This is a genomic window from Streptomyces sp. NPDC090741 (assembly GCF_044769045.1).
GTDB lineage: Bacteria > Actinomycetota > Actinomycetes > Streptomycetales > Streptomycetaceae > Streptomyces.
In genome coordinates this window covers 261896-279622 of the sequence record NZ_JBIVXF010000008.1, presented here as the reverse complement: position 1 = coordinate 279622, position 17727 = coordinate 261896, and the positions used below count along the sequence as shown (strand labels likewise).

General features: G+C 72.1%; 21 protein-coding genes. 5 read left to right on the top strand and 16 right to left on the bottom strand.

Features of this window, described 5'->3' with window-relative positions:
- Positions 1–78: 78 nt before the first annotated feature.
- The 4 genes from ACIQU4_RS23080 to ACIQU4_RS23065 form a co-directional block, all read right to left on the bottom strand.
- Positions 79–1392: a sensor histidine kinase gene (locus ACIQU4_RS23080; RefSeq protein ID WP_403733732.1), complete on the bottom strand. Its 1314-nt coding sequence runs from the start codon at positions 1390–1392 to the stop codon at positions 79–81.
- A gap of 16 nt (positions 1393–1408) precedes the next feature.
- Positions 1409–2131, bottom strand: a complete 723-nt coding sequence (locus ACIQU4_RS23075; protein ID WP_403733728.1) for a hypothetical protein — start codon at positions 2129–2131, stop codon at positions 1409–1411.
- Between the two features lie 93 nt (positions 2132–2224).
- Positions 2225–4222 (bottom strand): FUSC family protein, encoded by a 1998-nt coding sequence (locus ACIQU4_RS23070; protein WP_403733727.1) that lies wholly within the window; start codon positions 4220–4222, stop codon positions 2225–2227.
- Positions 4223–4342: 120 nt separating this feature from the next.
- Entirely contained in the window at positions 4343–5170 is an 828-nt protein-coding gene (locus ACIQU4_RS23065) for a hypothetical protein (protein WP_403733724.1), read from the bottom strand.
- A gap of 147 nt (positions 5171–5317) precedes the next feature.
- Between ACIQU4_RS23065 and ACIQU4_RS23060 the strand changes: the two genes are divergently transcribed.
- Positions 5318–5731 (top strand): hypothetical protein, encoded by a 414-nt coding sequence (locus ACIQU4_RS23060; protein ID WP_403733722.1) that lies wholly within the window; start codon positions 5318–5320, stop codon positions 5729–5731.
- A gap of 61 nt (positions 5732–5792) precedes the next feature.
- Here ACIQU4_RS23060 and ACIQU4_RS23055 read toward each other — a convergent pair whose 3' ends face one another.
- From ACIQU4_RS23055 to ACIQU4_RS23035, 5 genes are all read right to left on the bottom strand, one after another.
- Positions 5793–5969, bottom strand: a complete 177-nt coding sequence (locus ACIQU4_RS23055; protein ID WP_403733719.1) for a hypothetical protein — start codon at positions 5967–5969, stop codon at positions 5793–5795.
- A gap of 56 nt (positions 5970–6025) precedes the next feature.
- Positions 6026–6400 carry a hypothetical protein gene (locus ACIQU4_RS23050; RefSeq protein ID WP_403733716.1) on the bottom strand — a complete coding sequence of 125 codons (375 nt, stop codon included), beginning with the start codon at positions 6398–6400 and terminating at the stop codon, positions 6026–6028.
- Between the two features lie 113 nt (positions 6401–6513).
- Entirely contained in the window at positions 6514–7095 is a 582-nt protein-coding gene (locus tag ACIQU4_RS23045) for a hypothetical protein (protein WP_403733713.1), read from the bottom strand.
- 276 nt (positions 7096–7371) lie between these two features.
- Positions 7372–8127 carry a CbtA family protein gene (locus ACIQU4_RS23040; protein WP_403733710.1) on the bottom strand — a complete coding sequence of 252 codons (756 nt, stop codon included), beginning with the start codon at positions 8125–8127 and terminating at the stop codon, positions 7372–7374.
- A gap of 29 nt (positions 8128–8156) precedes the next feature.
- Positions 8157–8369, bottom strand: coding sequence for a CbtB-domain containing protein (locus ACIQU4_RS23035; RefSeq protein WP_030857499.1), 213 nt, complete (start codon positions 8367–8369; stop codon positions 8157–8159).
- 189 nt (positions 8370–8558) lie between these two features.
- Between ACIQU4_RS23035 and ACIQU4_RS23030 the strand changes: the two genes are divergently transcribed.
- Positions 8559–9011, top strand: coding sequence for a histidine phosphatase family protein (locus ACIQU4_RS23030; protein ID WP_403733707.1), 453 nt, complete (start codon positions 8559–8561; stop codon positions 9009–9011).
- A gap of 3 nt (positions 9012–9014) precedes the next feature.
- Here ACIQU4_RS23030 and pucL read toward each other — a convergent pair whose 3' ends face one another.
- Positions 9015–9932 carry a factor-independent urate hydroxylase gene (pucL, locus tag ACIQU4_RS23025; RefSeq protein ID WP_403733704.1) on the bottom strand — a complete coding sequence of 306 codons (918 nt, stop codon included), beginning with the start codon at positions 9930–9932 and terminating at the stop codon, positions 9015–9017.
- A gap of 230 nt (positions 9933–10162) precedes the next feature.
- The gene (locus tag ACIQU4_RS23020) at positions 10163–11515 is read right to left on the bottom strand and encodes an aspartate aminotransferase family protein (protein WP_403733701.1); all 1353 of its coding nucleotides are present in this window, start codon (positions 11513–11515) and stop codon (positions 10163–10165) included.
- A 136-nt stretch (positions 11516–11651) separates the two neighbouring features.
- Here ACIQU4_RS23020 and ACIQU4_RS23015 point away from each other — a divergent pair, with 136 nt between their 5' ends.
- Together ACIQU4_RS23015 and ACIQU4_RS23010 are read left to right on the top strand one after the other, a co-directional pair.
- The gene (locus ACIQU4_RS23015) at positions 11652–12548 is read left to right on the top strand and encodes a sigma-70 family RNA polymerase sigma factor (RefSeq protein WP_403733698.1); all 897 of its coding nucleotides are present in this window, start codon (positions 11652–11654) and stop codon (positions 12546–12548) included.
- A 141-nt stretch (positions 12549–12689) separates the two neighbouring features.
- Complete coding sequence (locus ACIQU4_RS23010; RefSeq protein ID WP_403733695.1) at positions 12690–13958, top strand: ATP-binding protein; 1269 nt, start codon at positions 12690–12692, stop codon at positions 13956–13958.
- Between the two features lie 8 nt (positions 13959–13966).
- Here ACIQU4_RS23010 and ACIQU4_RS23005 read toward each other — a convergent pair whose 3' ends face one another.
- The 4 genes from ACIQU4_RS23005 to ACIQU4_RS22990 all read right to left on the bottom strand — a co-directional run bounded on the left by ACIQU4_RS23005 (position 13967) and on the right by ACIQU4_RS22990 (position 15424).
- Complete coding sequence (locus tag ACIQU4_RS23005) at positions 13967–14239, bottom strand: hypothetical protein (protein ID WP_403733692.1); 273 nt, start codon at positions 14237–14239, stop codon at positions 13967–13969.
- A 53-nt stretch (positions 14240–14292) separates the two neighbouring features.
- Positions 14293–14559, bottom strand: a complete 267-nt coding sequence (locus ACIQU4_RS23000) for a hypothetical protein (RefSeq protein WP_403733690.1) — start codon at positions 14557–14559, stop codon at positions 14293–14295.
- A 95-nt stretch (positions 14560–14654) separates the two neighbouring features.
- On the bottom strand, positions 14655–14843 hold the full coding sequence (locus ACIQU4_RS22995) for a hypothetical protein (RefSeq protein WP_385587599.1): 189 nt from the start codon (positions 14841–14843) through the stop codon (positions 14655–14657).
- A gap of 5 nt (positions 14844–14848) precedes the next feature.
- A complete protein-coding gene (locus ACIQU4_RS22990) occupies positions 14849–15424 on the bottom strand; it encodes a DUF5994 family protein (RefSeq protein ID WP_403733688.1) in 576 nt (191 codons plus the stop codon).
- Positions 15425–15751: 327 nt separating this feature from the next.
- Between ACIQU4_RS22990 and ACIQU4_RS22985 the strand changes: the two genes are divergently transcribed.
- Positions 15752–16252 (top strand): DUF5994 family protein, encoded by a 501-nt coding sequence (locus ACIQU4_RS22985; protein ID WP_403733685.1) that lies wholly within the window; start codon positions 15752–15754, stop codon positions 16250–16252.
- A 27-nt stretch (positions 16253–16279) separates the two neighbouring features.
- Here ACIQU4_RS22985 and ACIQU4_RS22980 read toward each other — a convergent pair whose 3' ends face one another.
- Entirely contained in the window at positions 16280–16483 is a 204-nt protein-coding gene (locus tag ACIQU4_RS22980) for a hypothetical protein (protein ID WP_403733682.1), read from the bottom strand.
- Positions 16484–17727: the final 1244 nt, after the last annotated feature.

Below are 17727 nucleotides of genomic sequence, written 5' to 3'. Positions count from 1 at the left end.
ACCAAGGCGGTGGGTGTTTCACGTGAAACATCCACCGCCTATGGGCGTTTCACGCACAGTGTCCTTCGCCGGGTGGGCTCAGCCTGCGTCCGTCAGGCGTCCGACGGGAAGCCTGAGCGTGGTCAGCGCCCCGCCGTCGGGTGCGTTGGCGAAGCTCAGGGCGATGTCCAGGACCGCCGCCTGGCCGACCACGATGGTCAGGCCCAGTCCGTGGCCCCGGCCGCGGCCCGGGTCCCCGGTGCGGAACCGCTGCGGGCCCTGCTCGATCAGCTCGGGCGGATAGCCGGGCCCGTGGTCGCGTACGACCACCACCGGGCCCTCGACGGTCACCTCGACCGGCGGTTCCCCGTGTTTGTCGGCGTTGACCAGCAGGTTGGCCAGGATCCGGTCCAGCCGCCGCCGGTCGGTGAGCACCACCGCGTCCCGGACGACCCGTACGGAAGCCTCCGGGCGGGTCGCCGCGACGGCCCGCCGTACCGCCTCGCCGAGTTCGACCCGGGCCAGGTCGGCGCGCTCGACACCCGATTCCAGCCGGGAGATCTCCAGCAGGTCCTCGGTGAGCAGGTGCAGGGCCTTGAGCCGGTCGTTGATCATCTCCTTGGGGCGTCCCTCCGGCAGCAGGGCGGCGGCGGCCAGCGAGCCGGTGAGGGGGGTGCGCAGCTCGTGCGCGACGTCGGCGGTGAAGCGCTTCTCCGCCTCGATCCGCTCCTGGAGGGAGCGGGCCATCGAGTCGAGTGCCTGCGCGACGTCCCGCACCTCGTCGCGGTAGCGCGGCCGGCGCCGGCTGCCGTCTTCGGCGGAGTCGTCCCTGCCCTGCGCCCCGTCCTTGCCGTCCTCGCCGTCCTGTTCGGCGGGGAACCCCACGCGCGCGTCCAGGTCTCCGGCGCTGATCCGGCGGGCCACGGCGGCCGTGGTGGTCAGCCGGCGGCTGATCCGGTTGGCGAGGAACAGGCCGGCCAGGGCCACGACTCCGGCGGCGAGCGCGGCGGAGGCGAGGATCGCGGTGTCGATGTCCCGCAGCCGGTGGCGGGTGCTCTCGTACGGGAGCCAGACGGCGAGGGGCTTGTCGTCGGCGGGCCCGGCGGCCCACATGACGGGTTTCCCGGCGTGCTTGCCGACCATGCTGCCGGTGCGCCCCCGCGCCACGAGTTTCCGCAGCGGCTCGGGGAGCTCGGTCGGGTCCAGGGCGACGTTCACGTCACCGTGGGAGGTGCCGTACTGGTACTGGGCGAGGGCGTAGTCCAGGTCCCGGTCCACGTCCTTGCGGACCTCTCCGACGATCTGCCGGGCGACCACGTTGTGCACGAGGATCCCGAGGACCGCCGCGACGGCGCAGCACACGGCCGTGGTGGTCAGGGCGATCTTCCAGCGCAGACTGCTCGTCACCCGCATGGCGGCCCGGCCCCTCTCAGCCCCGGCTCGGGGAGGCGCACGGGGTGGAGCTGTCCTTCGTGCCGGGGCACTCGTCGAGGGTGAGCTGGGACAGGTTCATGATCCCGGCCTTGGGGTCCCACACGTAGTCGGAGACGGAGACCTTCTCCGGGTTCGAGGTCGGCTCGCGGACCGCCAGGTGTTCGGCGGCCACCTCCACGCCCTCCAGCACCCCGCGCCGGGACAGGATCCGGGCGATCGATCCGTCGTCCTGGACGGTGTAGACGCGCAGCTCGCTGACCCGGCCGTCGATGTCCAGGGCGGTGATCAGCTCCTCGCGGCCGTTGCCCGTCACGTCGTGCAGCACCGGGGGCCGCACCGGGCAGTCCGGACCTCCGTCCACAGCCTGTGTACACAGCGCGAGCCGCTGCACCGCCCGGGGGTCGACGAGGCGCCCGGTCCCGTCGTCCTGGGCGGTGGCGGCGGTGATGTCGGCCCGTACGACCTCGACCGCGTTCACGCCCCGCATGCTGAGGCCGGCGACCTTGGGCAGCCCCGGGACCACGGCGGCCGTACCGGGCTTCTGGCCCGGGCCGGGCGGGTCCGGGTGGATGTCCGCCCACAGGGACTGCGGGGCGTGCACCGTGCCCAGGTCGCCGTCGTCGTGCACCCCGTCCACATCGGCACACCCGGCCGCCGCCGCGAGGACGGCGGCGAGGACCGGGGCCGCTGCGCGGCCGCGTCGGGAGAGGGGCCTCATGCACCGATGCTCTCCCGCCCGGGTGGCGCGGGCCCGGCCCCGAGGCCATGCGGGTGACGCGAGAGACCCGGGCCCACGGGGGCCGGTCGCGCGTCAGTGCTCGTCGGCGGCGATCGCGCGGGCCGCGGCGAGCTCGTGGCGCACCGGGGCCAGGACGGAGGTCTCGTCCCCGGGCGGCAGCGCCGCGGGGTGCAGCTGGGCCGGTGTCCGGACCCTGCGCACCCCCTCGGCGAGGGCCCGCAGATCGGCGATGACGATCTCCACTTCCTCGGCGCGGGGGGCTTCGGCTCCGTGGTTGACCCGGACCCGGGCGGCGGTGGTCGCGTCCACGATCCGCTCGACGGCGACGACCAGCGGCCACCAGGCTGCCGCCCGCGCCCCCGTCGGCGGCGGCTCGGTCAGCGCCCGCTGGAACTCGTTGCGTACGCCCGACATCTCGCGGTAGATCCGCCGCCGGGCCTGGAGCCGCGCGGTCCGTGCCGCCCGCTGCCCGGCTTCCGTGTCGGGATGGGACCCGAAGGCCCGTTCCACGTACCGGGCCGCGTCGTCCACGGTGTCGGCGAGCCGGTCGCCGATCCGGGTGTGCCAGCTCTCGGGCCACAGCAGATAGCCGGCGACCAGGGTGATGGCGCAGCCGATCAGGCTGTCCAGCAGCCGGGGCCGGATCAGGTCGAAGCCCTGGTGGTTGAGGAGGTCCGAGAGCAGCAGGATCACCGGGGTGATGGCAGCGGTCTGGAAGGCGTACCCCTTGGTGGAGAACACGGGGATCAGCGCGGCGAGCACCACCATCACCGGCACGTCCCACCAGCCGCGCGGTACTTCGGCGAGCACTGCGGCGGCGATGACCAGCCCGGCCGCCGTGCCCAGGGCGCGCAGCACGGCCCGGGAGAACACCGAGCCGAAGTCGGGCTTGAGGACGAAGGTGACCGTCAGCGCGACCCAGTAGGACCGCTCGACCGGCACCACGGAGACCAGTGTCTGGGCGAGTCCGATGCACAGCGCGAGGCGCAGCCCGTACCGCCAGGAGGCGCTGGACAGCATCATGTCGTGCACGGCCCGCCGGGCGCGGACCGTCAGTGCGGCGGGCCGGCCGAGCCGGTCGTCGACGTTGTGCAGGTCCGGATCGGGCAGGTGCACGATGGCCGCGGCGTGCCGCAGCGCCGCGTCGAGGGCCCGTTCGGCGGGGGTTTGCGGCGCGGGCAGCTCCAGTACGGGCTTTCCGGTGCTGCCGCGTTCCACGGTCCGTGCCAGGTCCCGTACGGCCGCCGGGATCTCTGGCGGCAGCGCTCTGCCCCGCAGGTGCATGGCGGGGGCGGCCTCCACCAGCGGGATCACCACGTTCAGCTGGGCCAGCATCCGTACGAGCGCGGGACTGCGGCCGTGCACCCGGGCGCGGCGGCCCAGGACCAGGTCGTAGGCCTGGTTCAAGGCGTGCGTGACCTGTCGGCGGCGCTCGTCGTAGTCCGGTCCGCCCGCGGCCTCCAGCGCGTCGGCGAGCGCCCGGTAGGTGGCCGCCACGGCGACGCGCTCCGGCTGCCGTCCGCGCAGCGGCCAGCCCAGCAGGGTCAGCAGCAGGACGAACACCCCGCCCGCGCTGAGCAGCAGCGGGGCCGTCCACCAGGGCTTCGGGAGCGGCAGGCCGGCGCCGACCACGGCGTTGAGGAGCAGCAGCAGTCCGGACACGGACGCGACCGTGCCGATCGAGGAGATCATCCCGGAGACGAGGGCGATCAGCGTGAGGGCGCCGACGGCGAGCCAGCCGTGGCCGAAGACCAGGGTGCCCAGGGCGACTCCGATCGCGCCGAAGAGCTGCGGCACGGCGATGTTCAGGAGCCGCATCCGGTAGGCGTCGGCGGTGTCGCCGATGACCCCGGACAGGGCGCCCATCGAGACGAGGGCCCCGTACTCCGGCTCGTTCAGGGCGAAGCCGACGGCGAGCGGGACGGCCATCGCGATCCCGGCTCGCGCGGCGGCGGCCCAGGGGATGGGGGCGGTGCTCGGCCGCAGTCCCTTGAGCAGCCAGGCGGGCGGAGCCAGCGGACGGTGCCGGGGGCGCCCGGAGGGTATCTGTTCGGTGCGTTCGGTGCTCATTCAGCTTCCGTGCGGCCGCTCGTGAATCGGTTCTTCTGCGCTGTTCCGGGGTCTTGCGTTCTTCTTGGGTTCTTCTCGGCTTCTTCTGGGGCGTTCTGCGCGCGCAGGTACGTTCCGAGCTTATGGGGTGCGGCGCAGTCGGCCCGTCAGCCAGGCGGCGAGTGCGGCGGCGAGCCCGATCGCCAGCACCACCCATGCAGTGGTGCGCAGGAACGCGGTGAGCGCGTCGTACACCGCCGCGGCGGCCGCCCGGTCGACGTCCGCGGGCAGATCGTCGAGGGTGAGCCGGCGGCAGACGGCCACCGCGATCCACAGCAGTACCGCCCCGACGGCGATCCCCAGCCCGGTGGCGATCACGGCGCGGCGCCGGTGGACGGCGACGGCGATCGCCGTCGCGGCGAGCACCACGGTCAGCACGGGGAGCCAGATGCCGGCGATCTGCAGCATGCGGAAGCCCTTCCGGAGCGCGCCGAGGTTGTCGTATTCCATGACCTTCACCGATACGTGGGTCACCGGGATCCGGTCGGCGAACGGCACGCCGTCGGCGACGAGGTCCCCTTTGACCTGCTCGATCACGGGCGCGAGATCGATGGTGACGGCGTCGCCGTCGCCGGTGGTGAGCGCCTTGAGGAAGGCGGCGTGCGCGGCGCGGTTGGCCGCGTCCCAGGCGGTGCGGTAGGCCGGGGTCCCGGCGAAGGAGCGCAGGGCCTCGCCGAGCAGGGCGTCGACCCCGCCCTGGAAGGGCCCCGCGTCGATCTGTCCGGCGAGGGCGCGGCCCGCCTGGGTGACGACGACGCCCTGGACGGCCGGGTCTTCGGCCAGCGGGGACATCGCCGCGGTGTACCGGTCGGCGTCGCCCAGCTCGTGGTCCGCCCAGTACGCGACGGCGCCGGCGGGCACGAGGAGGGCCACCAGCACGATGAGTACCGCCGAGAGGAAGGTGCGCACGTCACCAGGGAAAGCCGCGGCGGCGAGCGGCGCGAGCGGTGCTGCTGCGGGCGGGTGGCGGGCGGGTGCCGGGGGCTGATCCACTGATCCACTTGCCGGTCTGGAGCGGCGGGTGTGCCCTGGATGATGGGAGAGAGGAGCCCTGTCATGGCACATGCGGCACCCACCGCCCCGAGGCGGCACTGGCAGGCGACCGGCGCGACCGGCACGGACGACGCGATCAAGGGCCAATTGACGCGGGCACTGCTCCTCGGACTCGTCTACGGAGTCTGGGCGGCCTTCATGAGGCGCGACACGGGCGGGGTCGACGCGGGCAACGTCTTCTACGGGATCCTGTGCGGCGCCGTCTTCGCCGCCATCATGTTCACGCTCGCCCGTCTTGGCCCCCGGCTGATGCAGGAGTTGCACGCCGCGGCGTACGGCGCGTTCGGCGGGATCGCCGTGGGCTACCTGTACAGCCTGGCCGACCACTCGATCATCCGCTCGTGCTGGGTCGGCTTCATCACCGGCTTCTGCATCGGGCTGGTGGCGTTCTACCGCTACCACACGCGCGAGCCCTGACCGGAGAGCCGGGGCAGGCGCCGGTCCCCGGGAGGACCGGCGCCTGCTCGCATCCCGGGGCTCAGGCCTCGGGCGAGGACTCGGAGCCGGTGGCCGGGGTGGCTACGCCCGCCACGGATGCGGTGGGGGAGCCCTCGCCGTCGGTCCCGCGGGCCGGGGGCTTCGGGGCCGTCGGGGTGGAGCGGGTGACCTCGGCGCGGAGCATGGCGTTCAGGGCGGCGTACGGGTCGATGGGCATGCCGGAACCTCACGGTGTTCGGGTGTGTGTGGGGTGTGCGCTGCTGCTCGGCCCGCTCAGCAGCGCAGGACCACACTCCGCTCCGTCCACGCGGACAGCATCGGCCCGTACGTCCCGCAGGCGTCGGCGCGTACGGCCTGACCGGCGTGTTTCACGTGAAACACCGGACGCGGCAGCTGCCGTACTCCCGGCAGCCCGCGCACGACGAGCCGTACGGCGACCCGCACTTCGGGATCCGCGGCCGGATCGGACTCCCCCTCGGCGGGGGTGCCCGGCTCGCTCGGCGCGCCGGAGGCGGTGCGTTCGACCGCAGCAGCCGCCGCTGCGGCCGTGGTGACGGCGGGACCGGACGCGAACAGGCACAGCAGTACGACACAGGCCGTCGAAAGGGCCCTGGCCAGTGCCGTGCGTGCGTGCCGCGTCCCGCTCATGCGAGGGGTCTGCCCCGACACGCCGGACAACTCCCCGATCGGACCGGAGAAGCCCCCGACCGGGGGACGAAGACACCCCCCTCGGCTGACAGGAGGCCGCGGCGGCGGCCGGCTCAGCCGGTGCGGCGCTGGCCGGTCAGCCGGGCCAGAACGGTGGTCTCACCGCTGACCAGCCGGAGTTGGGCGCGCCCGGGCCGCTGCCCGCGACCGCTGACCCCGGCGGGCGAGACCCGGTCGACGGTGAACACGGCGGTACGGCGGTCCGCGCGCGCGATCTCGATGGTCAGTCCCCGCCGCAGCTCGGCGAGACGCAGATCGTCGGCGGTGACCACGGCGGTGCCGGCCGAGCCCGGAGCCGGGCTGTCGTGGTCCCAGGTGGCCTCCTCCGCGTCCCCGCCCAGCGGCAGGTCGACGCCCAGGCTCGGGATGTGCAGCCGCAGCGGCCGCGAGACCCGCAGCGGTCTGATGGCGGCGGCGCGCGCGGGCCGGGCCCCCTTGCCCGGTGCGTGCTGCCCGGCATGCTCCAGCTGCTCGACGAGCCGGCGGTGGCCGGACAGACCCAGCGCGCGGGAGGGCAGCGCATCGGCGGCGGTGGCCGCCGCGGGCCGGGCGCCCTCGGTGCTCCGCAGCATGCCTACGCCGGCTCCCAGCAGAGCCACTGTCAGCACGCCGACCACCCACTTGGCGCGGGGCATGGAATTCCCTCCTGGTCCGATCCCCGGCTCCGGCGGCCGGGACTCCTGAGAGCAGTGGACCCCCTCCTTGCCCGTCAGTACCGCTTACAACGCCGAAGACTGACGCCGCGTCACAGGCGTGTCGCCACCCGACCGCGGACGTCTTCCCAGCTGGCGACGGGTAGGCCACCGCCGTTGCGTGGATTGAGCAAGATACGACCGAACGAGTGGACCGGAGAAATGACCGCGGCCCTGACCGCCGGGGGCGGTCAAGGCCGTGGGTTGCCGGGCTCGGCGTCAGCTCACGGGCTGTGCTTCCTGGCGGGGGGCGATGGCCGGGGTGAGGGAGCGTTCGGCGAGAACGCCGAAGGCCAGACCGAAGGTTGTCCACATCACGGCCTGGATGGCCAGTGTGGCGAGGCGGAACTGCCAGATCAGGGCGGCCGGGAAGTCCGCCGGGACCTCGTTGATGCCGGGCAGGGACGCGTAGGCGACGGCGACCGCCGCGACGAAGGCGACCGAGGCCACGATCGACGCGTTCCAGTTCCCGAGCTTGGGCGCCAGGCGCCTGCCCAGGATGAGCGCGGCCGCGGACAGCAGCACGCTCAGCGCGATCATCAAGACGTAGAGGGTGGTCCTCCGGACGACGGTGTCGGGGTCTCCGACGGCCGGCGGGTTGGAGGGGTACTTGAGGAACGGCACGAGGTTGAGGGCGACGAACAGACCGCCCGAGACCAGCAGGGCCGTGACCCGCGGGCCGAAGCGGCCGATGCGGCCCAGGGCGTAGCAGAAGACGAGCGCGGCGATGCCGCCGAGCGCGATCCCGTACAGCAGCGTGCCGGTGCCGAGGCCGGCCGTGGCCTGGAGGGCCCGGCTGACCGGGGCCGCCTCCTCGCCGTGGTCGTGGGCGGCGTGGCCCGCTTCCTCGATGGCGATGGCCGCGTCGACCTTGGATTCACCCAGGACGTACGCGACGAGGAAGGCGGCCACGCCTGCGAGCAGACCGGCCAGCATGCCCCGGACCAGCAGCACGCGGGGGGAAATGGGGTTCATGGTTCGGTCTTCCCTTGCTGAGGTGGAGATCAGTGGCAGGGGAAGCCGAGAAGGTGGCGACCGTCGTGCATCCACTCGTGGACGGTGTCGCCTTCGAAGAGCGCGGTGGCGCCCTGCTCGGCACCGACGAGGTAGAGCAGGACCAGCATCAGGACGCCGACGAACACGGCCCAGGGGGCGAGCGCGGAGAGAGAAATCGGGGCGACGGCAGGGGCCGTCGTGGGCACGGCGGAGTGAGCCATGGCAGTACCTCCAGAGGGAACACGCGTCCCGGTCAGTGGTGCTCGCGACGACATGGCGGGTCTGACTTTCCCTCCCCCTCCGGGAGGATTCACAGTGGCGCGACCGTGCCGGATTTTCACCGGTACTTCCGTCATACCGTCGTCTTTTTAGGTTGTCGTCCGAGACCGTACCGCGTTTACGCTCCCCTTATGAAGAGTGCCGTGGTACGAGTTCAGTTCGTGACACGCCCGTTCGAGGCCGCCTCGCGGCAGATACGTTTCGGCCACGGCGCCCCCTGCCCCGGCCACGAGGGCCTGCGCGGCCCGGACACGGGGCAATGGGCGGGCCGGACCCTGGACGACGTCTCCGCCCAGGATCCGGCCGCCGTACAGCGATGGCTGACCGATCCCGACTACGCGCCGCCCGGCGGGGAGTCCGTCACCGCACTGATCGCCCGGGTCGGCTCCGCACTGGCCGGCCTGGCCCCGGGCACGCATCGCGCCGTGGTCGACCAGGCCGTCGTACGGGCGGGCGTGGTGCACGCCCTGGAGCTGCCGGCGGCCGCGTTCTGGCGCCTCGACGTACGGCCGGACACGGTGACCACTCTCACCGGGCGGCTCGGCAGGTGGAACCTCCAGATCGGCCGACCACTCGACCCGTAGCCGCTACGCGACGATCCAGTCGCTCGTCGCGATCACCGGCTGCACGCCGTCGCGGTGGATGGTGCCCTCGATCAGGCCGTACATCCGGTCCGCCGCGAAGTAGACCTCGTTGTCGTTCTTGAGGCCGAAGGGCTCCAGGTCGACGAGGAAGTGGTGCTTGTTGGGGAGGTTGAGGCGTACCTCGTTGACCCGCGGGCAGTTGTCGAGCACCCGCTCGGCCATCTGGTTCAGGGTCTGCTGGAGCGAGTACGAGTAGGTCTCGGCGAACGCCTCCAGCATGTTCTTGCGGACCTTCTTGTACGACTGGTCCCAGTCGAACACGGAGTCGTCGGCGGCCAGCGCCGAGTGCGCCCAGCGCGCGGTGACCTTGGTCGCCAGGATGCGGTCGTACGCCTCCTTCAGAGTCGTGTACTTGTCCTTGATGTAGCCGTGGAACTCGGAGTTCGTCGAGTTCATCACGGTCAGGTCCTTCAGACCCGAGATGACCTGGAGGCCGGTCGTCTCGCTGTACGTGATCTGCGCCGTGCGCACCTCTTGGCCCTTGAGGACGAAGGAGTGCTGCTCCTTGCGCGTCGGGACCGGGATCCGCTCCCAGGCGTACTCCTCGATCCGGATCTGCGCCTCGCGGATCGGGGACTGGGAGGAGACGAAGTGCTTGGCGAGCAGGATGCCGAAGGCCTCGGGCGAGGCGATGCCGTGCTCCTTGCCGAAGGCGTACACCGTGTTCTTGGTGGTGTCGGTCGGCAGGCAGTTGGCGTTGTCGCCGGTCAGGTGGACGTCGCGGAACTCACCACGGAGCGCGACCGAGACGTTGAGGTCGCGGATCTCGTGCCACGACCCGTCGGATCCCTTGCGGGTGACCTTGACGATGCGGTTCTCGGCCTTGCCGTACTGGTTCTGCGCGAGGACGTGCTTGCTCATGGCTGTATTCCTTCGGGTACACGGAGTCCGACCGACTGGATCCCGTACGCCCGGCGTCCAGCGGTCGGCCCGCTCCCCGCCGTTCGGTCACGGAGGACCGCCCCGGGACTGACGTGCATCCCGGTCCGTAGGTGCTCTGTCGGATTCCAGCACGTTCACGTGGTGTTCGGAACGGCGCGGAACGTCCAAGACAGGCACCCACGGATTGGGCGACCGTGCATCCGTGCATTTCAGGCCATGTGCGCATCCGCGACGGACAGGGCCTCGTCGAGGATCTGCAGGCCCTTGGCCACGTCCTCGGGGGCGATGTTGCAGGGCGGGGCGACGTGGATGCGGTTGCCCGCGATCAGCGGCCACAGCCCGCCCTTCTTGCAGGCGGCCCCGAACTCGGCCATCGGCGCGTTGTCCGCCCCGGACGCGTTGTACGGAACGAGCGGCTCGCGCGTCTGCCGGTCCCGTACGAGCTCCAGGGCCCAGAAGGTGCCCAGACCGCGGACCTCCCCGACCGACGGGTGCTTCTCGGCAAGGGCGCGCAGGCCCGGCCCCAGCAGCTCAGCGCCGGTGCGGGCGGACTGCTCGACGATGCCCTCCTCCTCCATGACGTTCATCGTCGCCACGGCGGCACCGCAGGCCAGCACGTGCCCGGAGTACGTCAGCCCTCCCGGGTAGGGCCGGCGCGCGAAGGTCTCGGCGATGGCGGCCGAGATGGCGACACCGCCGAGCGGGACGTATCCGCTGGTCACGCCCTTGGCGAAGCAGATCAGGTCGGGGGTGACGCCCCAGTGCTCCGAGGCGAACCACTTTCCGGTGCGGCCGAAGCCGACCATGATCTCGTCGAGGATGAAGACGATGCCGAAGCGGTCGCAGAGCTCGCGGACCCCGGCGAGATAGCCGTCCGGGTGGACGAGCACGCCCGGAGCGCCGCCGACGGTCTCCAGGATGATCGCGGCGACGGACTGCGGGCCCTCGAAGACGATCGTGTCCTCGAGGTGGCGCAGCGCTCGCTCGCACTCCTCGGCCTCGGTGGCCGAGTAGAACGGCGAGCGGTAGGTGAACGGCCCCCAGAAGTGCACGACGCCGGCGGTCGCGCTGTCGTTGCCGAAGCGGCGCGCGTCGCCGGTCAGGTTGATCGCGGTGGCGGTGGCCCCGTGGTACGAGCGGTACGCGGACAGCACCTTGGGCCGGCCGGTGTGCAGGCGCGCCATCCGTACGGCGTTCTCGACGGCCTCGGCGCCCGCGTTGGTGAAGAAGATCTTGTCGAGGTCGCCGGGCGTGCGCTCGGCGATCAGCCGGGCCGCCTCCGAGCGGACGTCGACGGCGAAGCCGGGGGCGACGGTGCAGAGCTTGGCCGCCTGCTCCTGGACGGCCGCGGTCACCTTGGGGTGCTGGTAGCCGATGTTCGTGTAGACGAGGGCGCTGGAGAAGTCGAGGAAGCGGTTGCCCTGGTAGTCCCAGAAGTACGAGCCCTCGGCCCCGGCCACGGCGAGCGGGTCGATGAGCTCCTGCGCCGACCAGGAATGGAAAACGTGCTTCCGGTCGGCGTCTTTCACGGCGGCGAGCGCGTCGGCGGCTTCTGCGTTCATGTCCCGAGCGTAGTTGTCCATGATGTGGACCCCCGGGAGGGTCGGACGATGTTTCACGTGAAACACCGCTCCGGCGGTGCGGCATCCGGTTAGCGTCTTTGGGTGCATTGACGATCGCGATACGAGGACGTGACCGGTGAGCGAGCAGGACACCCTGGCCCGGCGCTTCGAGGAGCACCGCCCCCACCTGCGGGCCGTGGCCTACCGGATGCTGGGTTCGCTCAGCGAGTCCGAGGACGCCGTACAGGAGGCGTGGCTGAAGCTCAGCCGCTCGGACGTCTCCGCCGTGGAGAACCTGGGCGGCTGGCTGACCACCGTCGTGGGTCGGGTGTGCCTGGACATGCTGCGCTCGCGCACCTCGCGGCGCGAGGATCCGCTGTACGACCAGGACGGGTACGTCCGGCTGCCCGACCCCGTCGTGACGGGGCTCGCCGGCATCGACCCGGAGCGCGAGGTACTCGTCGCCGACTCCGTGGGCATAGCCCTGCTGGTCGTCCTGGAGACGCTGGCCCCGGCCGAGCGGCTCGCCTTCGTCCTGCACGACCTCTTCGCGGTCCCGTTCGACGAGATCGCCCCGGTGCTCGGCCGTACCGCCGCCTCCACGCGGCAGCTCGCCAGCCGCGCCCGGCGCCGGGTCGAGGGCGCCGCGCCCACCCCCGATCTCGACCTGGTGCGCACCCGCGAGGTCGTGGACGCCTTCCTCACCGCCGCCCGCGGCGGGGACCTCGACGCGCTCGTCGACCTCCTCGACCCCGATGTCGTGGCCCGCTCCGACGGCGGCACGCTGCGCCCCAGCGGAGTCCGGCGGGGCGCGACCGACGTCGCCTCGAACGCGATCGCCTTCGCCCGCTTCGCCGCGGCCGCCGTCCCGGTCCTGGTCAACGGCATCCCCGGGGCACTCGCCATGGCGGACGGCAAGCCCCTGTCGCTCATGGCGTTCACCGTCAAGGACGGAAAGATCGTCGCGCTCGACATCCTCACGGACCCTGAGCGCCTCGCCCAGATCAACCTGGGCCCTGCCCTGGACGACTGACTTCGGAACCCCGCACAGCGCGTGCGGCCTGACCTGCGAAAACTGCCCTCAAGGGCGCGGCTGGGGCACACGGCCCCTGCCGCGCGCGTCCCGCGCACATCGGCCGATGATGGGAGTACGGCCGAACAGTCGGAGCTGATCATGACGGGTTGGCGTGTCAGGGACTACACCCAGGACGATCTCGAAGCGGTGATCCGAGTCGATGCGGAGAGCAGCAGGGTCGAAGAGCCACCTCTCTTCCCGCTCTCGGACGCCGTGGCGGCCCTCCAGGCTCTCCACCCGGCGGTGGTGGCCACCGCGGACGAGGTGGTGGTCGGCGCTGCGGTGAGCAGGGTGGAGGGGGACCGGGCGTGGATCCTGCGCATCAGCATGGCGCCTGCCTGGCGGCACCAGGGGCTCGGCAGCGACCTGATCACGGCCCTGGAGCACCGGCTGTTCGCCGGTGGTGTTCGAACGGTGCACGCACTCCTGCCCGACGGCGAGACCGGTGCCACCGCGCTGCACAACTGCGGCTTCGGCGCCCGTCCGGGCCTGGTCTTCTTCGAGAAGCGCGGGCGGGTGACTCCTCAGGCGGTCAGCATGCTCTCGTCGCTCGGAGCGGAGCTGCCGCCCGGGGGACTGTGGCAGAAGGTCGTGGGCATGCAGAGGGAGAAGCAGCTCATCGAGCGGCGCCTGGTCCTGCCGCTGTCCCATCCCGAACTGGCCACCCTGCACGGAGTGGAGCTGCCGCGGGCGGTGATGCTGTTCGGTCCGCCCGGAACCGGCAAGAGCACGTTCGCGCACGCGGTGGCCAGCCGTCTGGGATGGCCCTTCCTCGAACTGTTCCCCGCCCGGCTGGCCGCCGAGTACGGGCTGGCGAGCGGGCTGAGCCGGCGCTTCGACGAGATCGCCCGGCTCGACCACGTCCTGGTCTTCATCGACGAGGTCGAGGAGATCGCGGGGACCCGCAGCGGCGCGGACGCGACTGCGGTCGGCGTCGTCAACGAACTGCTCAAGGCGATCGTCCGGTTCCGGAGCCAGGACGGGCGGCTGCTCGTCTGCGCCACGAACGACGTGACCACGCTCGATTCCGCGTTCCTGCGGCACGGCCGTTTCGACTACGTGCTGCCGATCGGCCCGCCCGATGACCGCGCGAGGACCGCGCTGTGGGAGAGCTACCTGGCCCGAGCGGGCGCGGAGGCCGACAGCGCGGTGCTGGCGACCGCCAGTGAGGGGTTCACCCCCGCAGACATCGCCCATGTGGCGCGTACCGTCTCCCAAGTCCAGTTCGAGCGCACCTTCGACACCGGAACCCGGGCCCGCCCCACCACCGAGGACTACCTGGGCACCATCGGCGACACCAAGCCCACGGTCAGCGCGGCCATGGCCCAGGAGTTCGCCCACCAGACCGAGACGTTCGCCCGCATCTAGGGGGTGCCTTACGCCGTCCCCTCCTCGTCGGACTCCATGTGCCGGATTCCCTCGTGGGTGAGGGTGACCATCGCGGGGGTGTTGCCCGGCTCCCAGTCCACGGTGATCAGTCCTTCGCCCGCCAGGTAGGTGCAGGCGGCGGCCAGGTCCTGTTCCGGTACGTGGAGGTCGCGACGCAGCTGCGCTCCGGTGATGCCGAGGAGGCGGTTGCCCTCGACGGCTTCGTACAGGACCCGGAGCACCTGATCGCGGTAGCTCTTGCGTTCGCGCAGCGTGGCCATGACCGCGTCCTTTCGTACGTGTGCGGCCCGGCTCCGGGGCCGGTCGGGGCTTCTCAGATCTCGTCGGAGTGGGCGCCGGTGCCGACGGGGGTTCTACTGGCGGCCAGCCAGGAGCGGGCGGGACCGGCGGGTGTTGCCGTGTCCACGGTGAGGTGGAGGCGGGTGTCGCCGTCGAGACCGGGGTAGCTGCGCTGTTCCGCTCCGGCGAAGCAGTGGCGGAGCGCCTCCGCGACCGCTCGGGCGGCTTCGGGAGTGTGCGCGATGATCCGTACCTCCGCGTGCCCGAGCGAGGGCAGCGTCTGGGTCTCTATGTACTTCACGTGGGCGTGGTTCCCTTCGGGGCGGGCGATAGGCCGGCGGATCGGGGCGCCGTGGCGCCCCGACCGCTGCCCCCGGTCGGAGGAAGGTCCGTTCCTCACCGGTCGGCATCCGTGTGGTGGGCTCGACGACCGGTGTCGTCCGGCAGGCCAGGAGGCCTCGGCAGGGGGGCGCTGAAGCGGTAGGCCTCGATCCGCGCGTCGTGCTGGGCGTTCAGCAGGTGGATCCAGCGCATTCCGATGCCGATCATGAGGATGATCACGGCGATGAGGATGACGGTCTCCACGGATCTCACCTCCAGCCGTTTGCGGGCAGCGGCAGCGCGGATCGGCCCATCGGGCTCCCGAAGGGGGACATGCAGGCCCCGCCTTCGCTCTCCCAGGTGGCTTCCCGGCGGCGGGCATCGCGGATGCCGCGCCCGATGACGGTTTCGTTGGCCATCAGGACGCCTGCCGTGAGGACGCTGCCCGGAATCGCGGCGGCGGCCATCAGCCGGGCCGCGGCGGCGGGTTCGGTCTCGGGCGGGATGACGAGGAGGTCCCAGCGGCCGATGCCGTAGGAGAGCAGGATCAGCTTGTCGGGGTCCTGTTCGGTGAACCAGCCCACGTGCACCTTGTGCCCGTCCACGGCGACCGTGTGCGGTACGACGGGCCAGCGGGTGGGGTTCACGGTGACGCGGGTGACGCGGCCCCAGGGTTCCTCCAGGGCGGCGACGAGCGGTGGAAGCTCGGCTTCGAGGTCGCGGGAGTGGGGCCACCAGGCCCCGTCCAGCCGGCCGGCGAGCGTGGTCTTCGGGGTGAGGGACAAGCGAGCCGGGACTTCTGCGGCGAGGTCGCGGGGCGCGGTCCGGTCGAGGATGCTGGTCATGGTGTGGACCTGCCCCCGGACTGCCCGTCGGCAGCCCGGTTTTTAGGCGATCGCCGGAAATGACACCCGCGTGAAAGCCGGTGTGCGAAATACTCCCGGTGCCTTTAGCGTACGCCTGTTCGGCCGGCCATGGTCGATCTGACCAGGTATTTTCCGGCGGGCGGTGGAGCGGGCGGTGGGAGTACCGTGAAAGGGCGAAAGATCCGCGCACGTCCCTCGACCGGCATCCGACGCCGGCACCGACGGCGGCGATGACGCCGACGCCGGCACGGCACCGGTGCCGACCTGCGACGGAGTCCGGCCGCACCCGTAGACGGGCGAACCCACATGGCTGATTCCGACATCCCCCGCACGCCCCCACTGCTCCTGCCGGATGCGATCCACGAGGCGATCAAGCCGGGCACGGCCCTGCTGCGACTGGAGACCACGCAGTCCCGGGAGGGGCTGCTGGACGGCGCGTGGTGGCCGCGCACGCGCGACATCGAGACCGAGCTGCCCGCGCTGATCAGCGTGTTGACCGGGCACCTCGGGCCGATCACCCGGGTGGGCGTGGACGCGTCCGCCTGGAACGGCCTCCCGACCCGCCTGGTCATCGACGACCAGGTCGTGCGCCTCGACTCCGACCCGGTCGGCGACGACACCGTCCTCATCACCCGCGGCCACAACGACCACTTCGCCCTGCTGGTGATTCCTCCGGACACCACCGCCGGCGCCGCCCGCGAAGCGATGGCCCGCGCCGTCCAAGCCGACAACATCACGCAGGCCGCTCAGATCCTCATCGCCACCACACCCGAACCCGAGGACAGCGCCGCCGATGCGGCAGGCTGACCTCGAATCGCGTGCGTGGTGCGCTGGTCAGAGCCCCTCGTCGTGCAGATCCTCTTCGCGCAGCAGGTCGTCCTCGCGGCGGCGCGAGGTCTCCTTCTGGCCGGGCTTCTGGCCCCTCTCGCGGGACTGCTTGCCCGGCTGGGGCTGCGCGGGGTCTCCCGGGCGGCGATGGTGTTCCTGCGCCCCGCGGCCCTTGCCCGGCTCCTGGTGCTTGTCCTGCGTACCGTCCATGACGGCGACTCCTCTTGGTGCGTGGGGTACGGATTCCTCTCGGATCACGCTGACACGCACAGCGACGGCCCGCATCATGTCGCCTGCGAAGCGAGGCACACGGATGACGCCCACCCAGACGCCCGCGACGCAACGACCCCGGCACATTCACACGCCGGGCGGCATATTGCGCGGAAACCCGCACTGGCTTGCGGTCTGGTCGGGGAACTTCCGTGCGATCCGATGCGAGCCGGGGCCGCTCTCCGCCCGGCGCTCAACACCGTGCACGACACGGCGCCCATGCTCAGGTGCCGACGCGCGGTGATCTGGTCGGCCGACAGTCCCCGCGCGATCAACTCCAGTACCGCGCGCGCCCGCTCCGCCACCCCCGCCAGCGGGGCCGGGCCCCGGCCGGGGCCCGGATCGCGGCCGGCGCCTCCGCCGGCGCATCATCGCCCGCTCCCGCATGCCGACCAGGCCGCGCCCGCCGCCGCGTACGCCGTCGTCCGCGGCACCCATTCGTACTTCGCGGCCCGCCCGGCCCCGCGTCGGCGCGGCGACGGTGGCCTCGGCGGCGTCCTCAACGTGGACCCACGGCACCACGCCGCCCGCCCATCGGGACGGGGTGGCCAACGTTGCTGGGATCGTCCGCGGTCAGCGTCCGCTTGGGCGCCTTGAGCGCGGTCAGCCGGTGGATCACCGCGTCCGCCGCCGGTGGCCCCCGCGTCCACACCCCGAGGGTGGGCGCGGGAACCGCCGGTCGACCGTGCCCGGGCGCGTCGGCCCGGCCTGCTCCGTCGACGGTCCGGCGGTGCATGACCGTGGTCCGGCGCGGTAGCCGGCGCCGCACCACGGGTACGGGGTGCGCGGATCACGGGGATGCGGACCGAGGCACGGCACCGGCCCTTCACACGGGCCGGTGCCGCACGGAAAGTCCACAGCCGTCGGGCCGTGCACCCGTACGGGCGGAGCGATCACGGGGTCCGGGTGATCATTGAGATGCCCTCTGCGGCCACGGGGTCCGGGTGACAGCGAGGACCGAATGATCACAGGGTCTGGGTGATCACGGACGGCCGTGCCGGCGCCCCGCACCCGACTGCAACGGCCCGTGCAGGAGGCACGGTCGCACAGCGGTGACGGGCCGCGAGCAGCTGGCCGGGACCCATGGTGGCAACACACATGGCATACCGGCAGCCGTGACGCAGCGCATTCACCCGATCGCTGAGGGAGTGACGTTTCTCTGTTCGGACGGACACGCATCGGTG